Annotated in this window: 5 protein-coding genes and 7 pseudogenes; 4 read left to right on the top strand and 8 right to left on the bottom strand. The window is 69.4% G+C overall.

Annotation, left to right across the window (positions count from 1 at the left end; genetic code table 11):
- Positions 1-38 precede the first annotated feature (38 nt).
- The 4 genes and pseudogenes from tal to pgl all read left to right on the top strand — a co-directional run bounded on the left by tal (position 39) and on the right by pgl (position 4,490).
- On the top strand, positions 39-1,154 hold the full coding sequence (tal, locus tag H3H54_RS09040; protein ID WP_262426319.1) for a transaldolase: 1,116 nt from the start codon (positions 39-41) through the stop codon (positions 1,152-1,154).
- A gap of 119 nt (positions 1,155-1,273) precedes the next feature.
- Positions 1,274-2,777 (top strand): annotated as a pseudogene (gene zwf / locus H3H54_RS09035) (glucose-6-phosphate dehydrogenase).
- Positions 2,774-3,238 carry a glucose-6-phosphate dehydrogenase assembly protein OpcA gene (locus H3H54_RS09030; protein WP_262426318.1) on the top strand — a complete coding sequence of 155 codons (465 nt, stop codon included), beginning with the start codon at positions 2,774-2,776 and terminating at the stop codon, positions 3,236-3,238. The pseudogene zwf and the gene H3H54_RS09030 overlap by 4 nt, the downstream one beginning before the upstream one ends.
- Positions 3,181-4,490 (top strand): annotated as a pseudogene (gene pgl, locus H3H54_RS09025) (6-phosphogluconolactonase). The gene H3H54_RS09030 and the pseudogene pgl overlap by 58 nt, the downstream one beginning before the upstream one ends.
- A 98-nt stretch (positions 4,491-4,588) precedes the next feature.
- On the opposite strand, the gene secG reads toward pgl, so the two are convergent.
- The 8 genes and pseudogenes from secG to uvrC all read right to left on the bottom strand — a co-directional run bounded on the left by secG (position 4,589) and on the right by uvrC (position 13,143).
- Positions 4,589-4,831: a preprotein translocase subunit SecG gene (gene secG / locus H3H54_RS09015; protein ID WP_262426441.1), complete on the bottom strand. Its 243-nt coding sequence runs from the start codon at positions 4,829-4,831 to the stop codon at positions 4,589-4,591.
- 114 nt (positions 4,832-4,945) lie between these two features.
- Positions 4,946-5,718, bottom strand: a pseudogene (gene tpiA, locus H3H54_RS09010) (triose-phosphate isomerase).
- Positions 5,715-6,913, bottom strand: a pseudogene (locus tag H3H54_RS09005) (phosphoglycerate kinase). The pseudogenes tpiA and H3H54_RS09005 overlap by 4 nt, the downstream one beginning before the upstream one ends.
- A 146-nt stretch (positions 6,914-7,059) precedes the next feature.
- Positions 7,060-8,065 (bottom strand): annotated as a pseudogene (gene gap / locus H3H54_RS09000) (type I glyceraldehyde-3-phosphate dehydrogenase).
- A 105-nt stretch (positions 8,066-8,170) separates the two neighbouring features.
- A complete protein-coding gene (gene whiA, locus H3H54_RS08995; protein ID WP_262426316.1) occupies positions 8,171-9,169 on the bottom strand; it encodes a DNA-binding protein WhiA in 999 nt (332 codons plus the stop codon).
- Positions 9,153-10,276: pseudogene (gene yvcK, locus H3H54_RS08990) on the bottom strand (uridine diphosphate-N-acetylglucosamine-binding protein YvcK). The gene whiA and the pseudogene yvcK overlap by 17 nt, the downstream one beginning before the upstream one ends.
- Entirely contained in the window at positions 10,273-11,118 is an 846-nt protein-coding gene (gene rapZ / locus H3H54_RS08985) for an RNase adapter RapZ (RefSeq protein ID WP_262426315.1), read from the bottom strand. Before rapZ ends, yvcK begins: the two are co-directional and overlap by 4 nt.
- A 94-nt stretch (positions 11,119-11,212) precedes the next feature.
- Positions 11,213-13,143: pseudogene (uvrC, locus tag H3H54_RS08980) on the bottom strand (excinuclease ABC subunit UvrC).
- Positions 13,144-13,145 lie beyond the last annotated feature (2 nt).

Here is a 13,145-nt window from a genome sequence, read left to right as displayed (position 1 = left end):
GTTCGACACAGGGCGCTCGACGCCCGGAAGGAACGGACATGACCCAGAACGCCAACACCCAGGCCCTCTCCGACGCCGGAGTCTCCATCTGGCTCGACGATCTCTCCCGCGGCCGCCTGCAGACCGGCAACCTCGCCGAGCTCATCGCCTCACGCAACATCGTGGGCGTGACCACGAACCCCTCGATCTTCCAGGCCGCCATCTCCGGTTCGGACGAGTACGACTCCGACATCACCCGCCTGGCCGGCGAGGGGAAGACCGTCGACGAGATCATCGAGGTGCTCACCACCGATGACGTGCGCAGCGCCGCAGATCTCTTCGCCGACCTCCACGCCTCCTCCGACGGCTTCGACGGCCGCGTGAGCATCGAGGTCGACCCGCGCCTGGCGCATCAGACCGAGAAGACCATTGAGCAGGCGGGGCACCTCCATGAGGTCGTCGGCCGCGAGAACGTCATGATCAAGATCCCTGCCACGGAGGAGGGCCTGCCGGCCATCACCGCGGTGATCGCCGAGGGCATCAGCGTCAACGTCACCCTGATCTTCTCCGTCGACCGCTACAAGGCTGTGATCGACGCCTACCTCGCCGGGCTCGAGCAGGCCGCCGAAGCCGGCAGAGACCTGGCCACGATCCACTCCGTCGCCTCCTTCTTCGTCTCCCGCGTGGACGCCGAGATCGACGGGCGCCTCGAGAAGCTCGGCGGGGACGATGCGCTGTCGCTGCGCGGCCAGGCCGGTGTGGCCAACGCCCAGGCGGCCTTCGGCACCTACCTCGAGGTCTTCGGCTCCGAGCGCTTCGCAGCGCTCAAGGCCAAGGGCGCGAACGTCCAGCGTGCGCTGTGGGCATCCACCGGGGTGAAGAACCCCGACTACCCGGACACCCTCTACGTCGACAACCTGGTCGCCGACCCGACTGTCAACACCATGCCGGAGAAGACTCTCGACTCCGTCGCGGACCACGCCCAGCTGAAGGCCGGGTTGGACGCCGAGGCCGCAGCTGCGGGCACGGCGGCCCTCGAGCGGGTCGCCGGCGCCGGGGTGGACCTGGTCGAGGTCTTCGCCCTGCTCGAGCGGGAGGGCGTCGAGAAGTTCGAGAAGGCATGGAACGAGCTCATCGCCACCGTGTCGACCTCCGTCGAGGCCGCCCGCGCCTGATTCACCGAGGAGCACGGCCACGCCCACCGCGGCAGGCCGTGCTCCTCCGTTCCGTGTCCGAGAAAGGACGAACGTGACCGACTCCCCACTCCCCCGCCGGGGCCGACGCGCCGAACCCGCTGCGCGATCCCCGCGACCGCCGACTCCCCCTCATCGCCGGCCCCAGCTCCATGGTGATGTTCGGTGTCACCGGCGACCTCGCCCGGAAGAAGCTGCTGCCGGCGATCTACGACCTCACCCATCGCGGGCTGCTCCCACCGAGCTTCGGCCTGGTCGGTTTCGGTCGGCGTGAATGGTCCGACGACGACTTCGCCGACTACGTGCGCAAGTCCGTCTCCGAGCACTCCCGCACCGGCTTCGACGAGAGCGTCTTCGAACAGCTGCGCGGCGGACTCCGCTTCGTCACCGGCACCTTCGACGACACCGCCGCCTTCGAGCGGCTCACCGAGGTCGTCGGAGAGCTCGACCGCACCCGTGGCACCGGCGGCAACCACGCCTTCTACCTCTCGATCCCGCCGGACGCCTTCCCGCAGGTGTGCGGCCAGCTCGCCAACTCCGGGCTGAACACCGCCCGCGACGGCTCCTGGCGCCGCGTGGTCATCGAGAAGCCCTTCGGGCACGACCTCACCTCCGCCCGCGAGCTCAACGCCGTGGTCGAGCAGGTCTTCCGCCCAGAGGACGTCTTCCGCATCGACCACTACCTGGGCAAGGAGACCGTCCAGAACATCCTGGCGCTGCGCTTCTCGAACCAGCTGTTCGAACCGATCTGGAACGCCAACTACGTCGACCACGTGCAGATCACGATGGCGGAGGACATCGGCATCGGTTCCCGTGCCGGGTACTACGACGGCATCGGCACCGCACGCGACGTCATCCAGAACCACCTGCTCCAGCTGCTGGCGCTGACCGCGATGGAGGAGCCGGTCACCTTCCGCGCCTCCGACCTGCGGGCGGAGAAGGAGAAGGTCCTCGCAGCGGTCGAGCTGCCCGAGGATCTGTCCGCGCACACGGCCCGCGGCCAGTACGTGGGCGGATGGCAGGGCGGCGAGGAGGTCCGTCCCTACATCGAAGAGGACGGCATCCCGGCCGACTCCACCACGGAGACCTTCGCCGCGATGCGCCTGGACATCGCCACCCGGCGTTGGGCAGGGGTCCCCTTCTACCTGCGTGCGGGCAAGCGCCTGGGCCGGCGGGTCACCGAGATCGCGGTCGTCTTCAAGCGTGCGCCCTTCCTGCCCTTCCGCTCCACCGACACCGCGGACCTCGGGCAGAACGCGATCGTCATCCGCGTCCAGCCCGATGAGGGCGTCACCATGCGCTTCGGTTCCAAGGTGCCTGGCACGCAGATGGAGGTGAGGGACGTGACCATGGACTTCGCCTATGGCATGAACTTCACCGAGGAGTCGCCCGAGGCCTACGAGCGTCTGATCCTGGACATGCTGCTGGGCGATCCCCCGCTGTTCCCCCGCCAGAAGGAGGTCGAGCTGTCCTGGCAGATCCTCGATCCCATCACCGAGCACTGGGCACAGCACCTGGACCCGGCCCCCTACCGCCCCGGCACCTGGGGCCCCGATACCGCGCACGATGCTCGCCCGTGACGGGCGTACCTGGAGGCGACCTTGATCACCACCCTGACCGACACCACCGCGTCGGCGATCGACAAGCAGATGATCGAGATGCGGGAGACCTTCGGCGCGAACACCATCGGCCGGGTCCTCACGCTGATCATCATCGCCACCGGCGACATCGAGGAGCCGCTCGAGGCGGCGATCGCCGCGAGCCATGAGCACCCGGCGCGGGTGATCGTGGTCGATGCGGACCCGGAGGCGGAGAACTCCGGTCTGGACGCCGAGATCCGTGTGGGCCGCGATGCCGGCGCCGGCGAGATCGTGATCCTCCACGCCCGCGGGGATGTGCTGTGGGCGCTGGACACGCTCGTGATGGCCCTGCTGCTGCCGGACGCCCCGATCGTCACCTGGTGGCCGGAGAACGCACCCGGCTCCCCGTGCACGATGTGCTGGGCTCCATGTCCCAGCGCCGCATCACCGACTCCGCGGCCTGCGCGGATCCGCTGGCGACCCTGAAGCGGCTGCGCCGCGGCTATGCCAGCGGCGACTCCGACTTCGCGTGGGCACGGCTGACTCGCTGGCGGGGGCTGGTCGCCAGCGCGTACGAGGTCCCGCCGATCTCGATGCCCACCAAGGTGCAGGTCGCCGGGACCGTGGACAATCCCTCGGTCGTGCTCATGGCCGGATGGCTCGAGCACGCCCTCGGGGTCGAGGCCGAGGTGCTCCCTCCGCCGAACGAGGAGAGCGACTTCGCGGGCGTCCACAGCGTCCGCCTGGTCCGTGAGGACGGCACCATCGAGCTCACCCGCGTCGATGATGAATCGATCGTCATGAAGCTTCCGGGCGACGACACCGGCCAGCACGTCACGATGCCGCGGCGCACCCTCGCCGAGCTCATCACCGAGGAGCTGCGGCGGCTGGATCCCGACGAGGTGTACGGCGAGGTCCTCGCCACCACCTACAGCAGCATCGACGACACCTCCACCTTCGCCGACGGCAAGCCCGAGCCCACTGATGTGGTGGTGCCCGATGCGGATGCGGTGGCCGCCGCCGCCGCGGAGCGCACGGCGCAGCAGCTCGCCGCCGCTCTCGAGGAGCGGCCCCTGGCCCATCTTGTGCTCACCGGCGGGACGGTCGGCACGAAGACCGCGGCCGCGCTGCCCGCGGCGCTGGACGCGGCAGGGGTCGACGTCACCCGGCTGCACCTGTGGTGGGGCGATGAGCGCTTCGTGGGCCCCGACTCCGAGGAGCGCAACGAGGTCGCGGTGCGGGCTTCACTGCTCGAGCCGCTCCAGGAGCGATCCGGCCTGCCGGCCCGCAACATCCACGTGATGCCCTCTCCTGCCGACGGCATGTCCCTGGACGATGCCGCCGCCTGGTACGGCCAGCAGCTGGACCAGATGGGCGGTGATGAGCCGTTCCGCACCCGCGGTCGGGCGTTCTTCGACGTCCTGATGCTGGGGTGGGACCGGATGGTCACATCGCCTCGCTGTTCCCGAAGCACCGTGATCAGCGCCAGGTCACCGCGAGCGCGACTGCGGTCACCGAGTCGCCCAAGCCGCCCTCGGAGCGGATCTCGCTGACCTGGCCGGTGCTCAACTCCGCCCGCCATGTGGCGCTGCTGGTCGCCGGCGCGGAGAAGGCCGGCGCGGTGCGCGACGGTCATGAGGGCATCAGCCCGTGGGAGGTCCCTGCCTCCGCCGTGCGCGGACTGGAGTCGACCACCTGGTTCCTCGACGCCGCTGCCGCAGGCGAGCAGCCGGGCTGATCGCTCCGCCTGGGAGCTGAGACAGCGGAAGACAACAGAAGGGCCGGTCACCGAAATGGTGACCGGCCCTTCTATGCGCGCTCAGAGCACGCGAGGTCTCAGAGGAACTTCTCGACGATGCCGAGGCCCACGGCGCACATCCCCCAGCCCACCGCCGCTCCGACGGTGATCCGGTTCAGGTTGCGCTCCGCTACACCGGAGGCGCTGGCCGAGGACGAGACGCCGCCGCCGAACATGTCGGACAGGCCGCCGCCGCGCCCCTTGTGCAGCAGGACGAGCATGATCGTGAGCAGGCCGAGGACGGCCAGCATGATCTGAAGGACGAGCTTCAGCAGGGGCAGATCCACGAGGGCAGACACCTTCCACGGAGACAGGACGACCGATACAGCATACGCCACGGGCCGGATCCTTTCCGGACCCGGCCCGCGTGGTGAGGCTCTCGCCGCAGTCTTATGTCAGCCCTGGTAGCCCGCGATCTTCGCGAACTCCTCGGCCTTGAGCGAGGCGCCGCCGACGAGTGCGCCGTCGACGTCGGCCTTGCCCATCAGCTCGACCACGTTCGAGGACTTGACGCTGCCGCCGTACAGGACGCGGACGGCGTCGGCGACCTCGTCGCCATGAGCGGTGCGCAGCGCCTCACGGATCGCGGCGCACACCTCCTGTGCGTCATCCGCGCTGGCGACCTCGCCGGTGCCGATCGCCCAGACCGGCTCGTAGGCGATGACGATCTGCTTCGCCTGTGCGGCGTCGAGACCGTCGATGCCGCCCTGGAGCTGCGCGAGCGTGTAGGCGACGTGGGTGCCGGCCTGACGCTCCTCGAGCGGCTCGCCGACGCAGAGGATCGGGGTGAGATCCGCTGCGAAGGCAGCGCGGACCTTGGCGTTGGTGACCTGCTCGTCCTCGCCGTGGTACTGGCGACGCTCCGAGTGGCCGACCGCGACGTAGCTGCAGCCCAGGGTCTTCAGCATCTGGCCCGACACCTCACCGGTGTACGCGCCGGACTCGTGGGCGGAGATGTCCTGCGCGCCGTAGGCGATGGGCAGCTTGCCCGAGTCGACAGCGACCTGCACGGTGCGCAGATCGACGTAGGGGGCAGCACGACGGTCTCGACCAGCGAGGTGTCGACGTCCTTGAGCTGCTCTCCGAGCTCCTCGACCAGGGCCAGGCCCTGCTTCCAGTCGAGATTCATCTTCCAGTTGCCCGCCATCAGCGGGGTACGGGTGGTCACTTGGCGTCCTCCTCGAGGATCGAGATTCCCGGCAGTTCCTTGCCCTCGATGAGTTCGAGGCTCGCACCACCGCCGGTCGAGATGTGCGAGAACAGTGTTTCATCGAAGCCCAGGATGCGCACCGCAGCGGCGGAGTCGCCACCGCCGACGACGGTGTACCCGTCGGTCTTCGACAGCACCTCGGCGACGGACGTGGTGCCCTTGGCGAAGCTGTCGAACTCGAACACGCCCATCGGGCCGTTCCAGAAGACGGTCGCGGCATCAGCGATCTTCGACGCGAAGAGCTTCGCGGTCTCCGGACCGATGTCCATGCCCTCCTGATCGGCGGGCATCTGATCGACCGTCACCACGGTGGCCGGGGCGTCGGCGGAGAACTCGGGAGCGACCACGGTGTCGACCGGCAGCACCAGCTCGACCCCGTTGCTCTCGGCGCGCTGCATGTACTCGCGCACCACGTCGAGCTTGCTCTCGTCCAGCAGCGACTGGCCGACCTCGAGGCCCTTCGCCTTCTGGGAGGTGTAGGCCATGCCGCCGCCGATCAGGATGCGATCGGCCTTGCCCAGCAGGCTGTCGATGACGCCGAGCTTGTCGGCGATCTTCGCCCCGCCCAGGACCACCACGAAGGGGCGCTTGGGGGAGTCGGTAACCTTGCGCAGCGACTCGACCTCGCCGAGGACCAGCTCGCCCGCTGCCGACGGCAGGAGAGTCGCGAGCTCGTACACGGAGGCCTGCTTGCGGTGCACGACCCCGAAGCCGTCGGAGACGAAGGCGTCTCCCAGAGCGGCGAGCTCGCGGGCGAACGAGAGGCGCTCCTCGTCCTGCTTCGCGGTCTCCCCGGGTTGAAGCGGAGGTTCTCGAGCACGGCGACCTGGCCGTCCTGCAGACCGGCGACGACCTCCTGGGCGGAGGTCCCGACGGTGTCGGTCGCGAAGGCGACGTCCTGGCCCAGCAGCTTGCCGAGGCGGCCGACGACGGGCTTCAGGGAGTACTTGTCCTCGGGGGCGCCCTTGGGGCGGCCGAGGTGGGAGATCACGGCGACCCGTGCGCCCGCCTCGACCAGGCGGGTGAGGGTGGGCAGGGCGGCACGGATGCGGCCGTCGTCGGTGATCGTGGTCCCGTCCAGCGGGACGTTCAGATCAGCGCGGACGAGCACGCGCTTGCCGCGCAGCTCTCCGAGCGAGTCGATGGTCTTCAGCACTGTGGTGCTCCTTCATGGTCTGGTGGTCGCACCGCATGCGGCGCTGACTCTCTGGACGACCGGAGCCCACCGGCACCGACCCCTCGGGGTGGTGACCGGCGGGCTCCGGGGCGATCCTGGCCGTCAGCTCGACGGCCCGGGGATCAGAGGGACTTGCCGACGAGCTGCGAGAGCTCGACGAGGCGGTTGGAGAAGCCCCACTCGTTGTCGTACCAGGTGAACACCTTCACCATGTTGCCGTTGACCTTGGTCAGCTGCCCGTCGACGATCGAGGAGTGCGGATCGCCCTCGATGTCCTTGGACACGATCGGGTCCTCGGTGTAGCGCAGAACGCCCTTGAGCGGGCCCTCGGCGGCCTTCTTCAGCGCGGCGTTGATCTCCTCTGCGGAGACCTCGCGGGACGCCTCGAAGACGAGGTCGGTGATCGAGCCGGTGGGGACCGGGACGCGCAGCGAGTAGCCGTCGAGCTTGCCCTTGAGCTCCGGGAGCACCAGCGCCACGGCCTTGGCCGCACCGGTGGTGGTCGGGATGATGTTCAGCGCGGCGGCGCGTGCACGGCGCGGGTCGCTGTGGGGGCCATCCTGCAGCACCTGGTCGGAGGTGTAGGCGTGGATGGTGGTCATCAGGCCCTTGACGATGCCGAACTCGTCGTTCAGCACCTTCGCCACGGGGGCGAGGCTGTTGGTGGTGCAGGAGGCGTTCGAGATGATGTGGTGAGCGGCGGGATCGTAATCGCCCTCGTTGACACCGATCACGAAGGTCGCGTCCTCGTTCTTCGCCGGAGCGGAGATGATGACCTTCTTGGCGCCGGCCTCGGATGTGGGCCTTGGCCTTCTCGGCATCGGTGAAGATGCCGGTGGACTCGATGACGACGTCCGCGCCGATCTCGCCCCACGGGATGTTCTTCGGGTCGCGCTCGGCGTACGCCTTGAAGGTGGTCTCGCCGACGGTGATCGAGTCGTCGTCGTGCGAGACCTCGACGGGCAGGACGCCGCCGATCGAGTCGTACTTGATCAGGTTCGCGAGCGTGGCGTTGTCGGTGAGGTCATTCACACCGACGATCTGGATATCAGCCTTCTGCTCGAGCGCGGCGCGCAGAAAGTTGCGGCCGATGCGACCGAATCCGTTGATTCCGACCTTAATGGTCACGGTTTCCTCCTAGATTCACAGGGGATCTGCGAAATATGGACTTGGCGCGCACGCCCTCGTACGCTCGGACGGCGCCGGAAGTGACCGACGACCGTGACGATCCTATCAACGTCCTGGGTCGGGCGACGGTGGCAACCGGTCCTCGTCCACTCCGTGGTCGGTCCCGGGCATGCCGAGCTCCTCCGCGCGTTTGTCGGCGGTCGCGAGCAGGCGGCGGATCCGACCGGCCACGGCGTCCTTCGTCAGCGGCGGGTCCGCGAGCCGTCCGAGCTCCTCGAGGCTCGCCTGCCGATGCTCGAGACGCAGCTGACCCGCGGCCTGGAGGTGCTCGGGGATCTCATCGCCCAGGATCTCCAGCGCGCGCTGCACCCGCTGGCCCGCGGCGACCGCGGCTCGGGCGGAGCGGCGCAGGTTCGCATCGTCGAAGTTCGCCAGCCGGTGAGCGGTCGCCTTGACCTCGCGCTTGGTGCGGCGCTCCTCCCAGATCTTGACGGTCTCGTGGGCGCCCATGCGGGACAGCAGCATCGAGATGGCGTCCCCGTCGCGGAGCACCACGCGATCGGTGCCGCGCGCCTCCCGCGCCTTCGAGGCGACGCCCAGTCTGCGTGCAGAACCCACCATCGCGAGCGCGACCTCGGGGCCCGGGCAGGACAGCTCGAGCGCCGAGGAGCGGCCGGGCTCCGTCAGCATCCCCCGTGCGAGGAAGGCGCCGCGCCAGGCGGCCTCCGCGTCGATGGTCGCGCCCCCGACCACGAACGGCGGCATCCCCCGCACCGGACGCCCGCGGGCGTCGAGCAGGCCCGTCTGTCGCGCGAGCATCCCGCCCTCGCGCTCGACGCGCACGATGTACCGCGTCGTGCGGCGGATGCCGGACGGGGCGAGGACGGCAAGGTCCGCCCGATGCCCGTACATGTCCGCGATGATCCCGTGGAGCCGACGTGCCACCGCGGCGGAATCCAGCTCCGCCTCGACCACGACCCGTCCCGCCACCAGGTGGAGGCCTCCTGCGAAGCGCAGGATCGCCGCCGCCTCGGCCTTGCGTGCGGAGGGCCTGCTCACCTCGAGGTGGCTCAGCTCCTCCTTCGCCTCACCCGTCAGAGCCATGCAAGTCCTCCTCGGTGGTGGGAGCAGACGCTCCCGACGTTCGGTGCGGGGTGCCCTCATGCTCGGCATGTGCGGGCTCGACATCGCCGTAGGCGTCGTCGAAGAGATCACGGTACGCGGCGGCGAGCCGGACAGGGTCGTGATGCGGTGTACCGTCCCCCACGCTCACCTGCCGCAGCAGGGTGCGGATCCCGCGGGCCTGCGCCGCCTCGGCGAGCTCGAGAGCATCGTCCAGGGTGGTCGGATCTGCGAGCAGGGCGTCGAAGCGGCAGTCCGGCGCCCGTTCGAGGAGCACGTCGAGCATGTCCAGGCTGGTCATCCCCTCCGCCTCCTGCGCACCGACTGACAGGTTCGTGGTGATGCAGCGCCGGGCGGGGCTGTTGCGGATCGCCTCGGCGATCTCCGGGATCATCAGATGGGGCAGCACGGAGGTGTACCAGGAGCCGGGGCCGACGATGATCCAGTCGGCACGGCCCAGCGCATCGATCACGTCCTGCGCGACCCGCGGCCTCTCGGGGATCAGGCGCACGCTCTCGACACGGCCCTCCGCGGTCGCGACCTGCCACTGCCCGGAGACGGTGCGGATCTCGTCGTCGAGGCCGCGCACCTGAGCCTCGATGTCCAGCGGTTCCAGCGCCATGGGCAGCACCCGGCCTCGGGCCCCGAGCAGCTCGGCCATCTGGTCGAGTCCTTCGATGGGGTCATCGAGGATCTGCCAGAGGGCGACGATGAGGAGGTTGCCGAGGGCATGGCCGTCGAGCTCGCCGTCCGTCGAGAACCGGTGCTGGATGACATCGCCCCAGATCGATCCCCAGTCGGAGTCCTCGCACAGCGCCGCGAGCGCCATCCGCAGGTCCCCGGGGGAAGCACTGGCATCTCGGTGCGGATCCTCCCGGAGGAGCCGCCGTTGTCGGCGACCGTCACCACAGCGGTGATGTCGTCGGCGAGCAGCCTCAGCGCGCGCAGGTTGGCGGCCAGCCCGTGCCCGCCTCCGAGGGCGACCACGCGCAGCGGGCGCTGGGGATCGCCCCGCCGGCCCCGTCGCGCTCTTGCGGAGAGGTCGGCACCGCGCAGACGGTGGCCCCGGGAGCGGGGCGCGATGCTCATTCGCGCCCCAGGTCGCGGTGGCGGATCCGCACCGGGTGCCCGATGCGGCGCAGCTCGTCGCCGATCTTCTCCGAGACGGCCACCGAGCGGTGCTTGCCGCCGGTGCAGCCGATGGCGAGCGTGGTGAAGTGCTTGTTCTCGGCGCTGTACCCGCGCAGCACCGGAGCGATCATCTCCAGGTAGCGGTCCACGAACTCGCCCGCGTTGGCGTCCCCGAGGACGAATTCCGCGACCTCGGGATCCGTGCCTCGTTTCGGTTTCAGCTCGGGGACCCAGTACGGGTTGGGGATGAACCTCACGTCGCTGACGTGGTCGGCCTCGAGCGGGATCCCGTACTTGAAGCCGAAGGAGAGCATCGTCACGGTCAGGCGCTGCTCCTCGTCCGTCCCGAAGACGGTGCGCATCTTCATCGTCAGCTGGTGCACGTTCAGCGGAGAGGTGTCGACGACCAGGTCGGCCATCCGTCGGTACGGCGCGAGCATCTCGCGTTCCCGTCGGATCCCCTCGAGCACGCCCTCCTCCCCCTGGAGCGGGTGGGGGCGACGCACCGAGTCGAAGCGTCGCACCAGCGTCGGTTCGTCCGCGGTGAGGAACAGCAGACGCAGCCGCAGATCCGCCTTGCGCAGATCTGCCACCACGTCGGAGAGCTCGCTGAAGAACGGCCCCGAGCGCGGATCGACCACCACGGCGAAGCGGTTCTGGCGGCCGACGGCCGAGGCGCGCAGCTCGTAGAGCGTCCAGATCAGCTGCGGGGCGATGTTGTAGACGACGTACCAGCCCATGTCCTCCAGGGCATGGGCTGCGGTTTCTCGGCCGGCACCGGCGAGGCCCGTGATGATCACGACATCGCCCCTGGTGTCGGTGGTGGGGGCAGTGAGGGCTCCTCGGTCACGAGCGCTCCTTCCGGGTCGGCGGGCAGGGGGCAGAGGAGACCGGTCAGCGGTCGAGGATCTCGCCGGTCGCCATGTCCACGGTGACTGCGAGCTCGCCGTCCTCGAGGACCGCCTGCGTCTCGTCCCCCTGGTCGGATCGTAGCGCGGCGGCGATCTGCGCGGCCAACGCGGGCCCGATCCCCTCGACGTCCACCAGCTCCTCCTCGGCTGCCGCACGGATCGCCGAGACCGTCACGAAGCGGTCCAGGAGTGCACGCCTCCGCGCCGGTCCGAGCCCGGGGATACCGTCGAGGGCGCTGGCCTGCATGGCGCGGCCGCGCTTCGAACGGTGATACGCGATCGCGAAGCGGTGCGCCTCATCCCGCAGCCTCTGGACCAGGAACAGCGCCTCGCTGGTGCGGGGCAGGATCACCGGGTAGTCGTCTCCGGGCAGCCAGATCTCCTCGAGCCGCTTGGCAATGCCGGCCAGGGCGATGTCGGTGATGCCGAGATCGTCGAAGGCTCGCTGCGCCGCAGCGACCTGCGGCGGGCCTCCGTCGACCAGGATCAGCGAGGGGGCGGGTAGGCGAACCGGCGCCTGTCCTCCTCCGACTTCTCCGGGGGATCGAGATGGTGCTTGAGGCGGCGCGAGATCACGTCGTACATCGAGGCGGTGTCGTCCCGGGCGGCCGCGCCGCTGACGGAGTAGCGACGGTATTCGCTCTTCTTGGGCAGGCCGTCCTCGAAGACGACCTGGGAGCCGACGACGTTGGTGCCGTGGGAGTGGGAGATGTCGAAGCATTCGATCCGCAGCGGCGGCTCGGCCAGGTCCAGTGCCGCTCCGAGATCCTCGAGCGCCTTGGTGCGGGCGGTGAGATCGCCGGTGCGCTTGAGACGGTGCAGTCGCAGCGCCTCGGTCGCATTCTCACCCACCGTCGCCAGCAGGTCTTTCTTCTCCCCGCGCTGCGGGACGCGCAGGTTCACCGTACGGCCCATCAGCTCCTGGATCTGCTCGCGGTTCGTGGGCAGGATCGGGACCAGCACCTCCTTGGGCGCCGCGCCCTCGGAGTACAGGGTGGTCAGCGCACGTTCGATGAGGTCCGGCGCGGTCGAGTCGTCGAGGATCTCCGCGGTCCATCCGCGCTGGCCGCGGATCCTCCCACCGCGGACGTGGAAGACCTGCACCGAGGCTTCGAGCTGGTCCTGCGCCAGTCCCACGAGGTCCGCATCGGTGGCGTCGGAGAGCACCACCGAGCTCTTCTCCATGATCTTGTTCAGGGTCTGCAGGTCATCGCGCAGGCTCGCGGCGGTCTCGTAGTCCATCGCGGCGGCGGCTGCCTGCATCTGCCGTTCGATGCGGCGGGTGTAGGTGGCGGTGTTGCCGGCCATGAAGTCCGCGAACTGCTCGGCGAGCCGCCGGTGCTCGTCCTCGGAGATGTCACCCACGCAGGGTGCGGCGCATTTGCCGATGAAGCCCAGCAGACAGGGACGGCCCGACCGCTCCGCTCGGCGGTAGACGCCCGCGGTGCAGGAGCGGATCGGGAACACCCGCAGCATCAGATCGAGCGTCTCGCGGATCGCTCCGACCTGCGGATAGGGGCCGAAGGTGCGGTCCCCTTTCGCGCGAGGCCGACGGGTGATGTGCACCCGCGGCACCTTCTCCCCCATCGTCAGCACCAGGTAGGGGTAGGACTTGTCATCGCGGAACTTGACGTTGAACCGCGGGTCGAACTCCTTGATCCAGGTGTACTCGAGGATCAGTGCCTCAACCTCGGTGCCCACCACGGTCCACTCCACGCCGGCGGCGGTGGTCACCATCCGCCGGGTGCGCTCATGCAGCGCGGCGAGGTCCTGGAAGTAGTTGGACAGGCGCTGGCGGAGGTTCTTCGCCTTGCCCACGTAGATGACGCGGCCGTGCTCGTCCCGGAACCGGTACACCCCCGGTCTGGTGGGGATGCTGCCGGCCGCGGGACGGTACGTGGTGGGATCAGCCATCA

Source organism: Brachybacterium sp. Z12 (genome assembly GCF_014400405.1).
Lineage (GTDB): Bacteria > Actinomycetota > Actinomycetes > Actinomycetales > Dermabacteraceae > Brachybacterium.
This window is presented reverse-complemented; position numbering and strand designations above follow the sequence as displayed.

Excerpts from the sequence above, each read along its gene's own strand:
- whiA (WP_262426316.1), bottom strand. The coding sequence starts at position 9,169 with ATGGCTCTGACGGGTGAGGCGAAGGAGGAGCTGAGCCACCTCGAGGTG.
- tal (WP_262426319.1), top strand. The coding sequence starts at position 39 with ATGACCCAGAACGCCAACACCCAGGCCCTCTCCGACGCCGGAGTCTCC.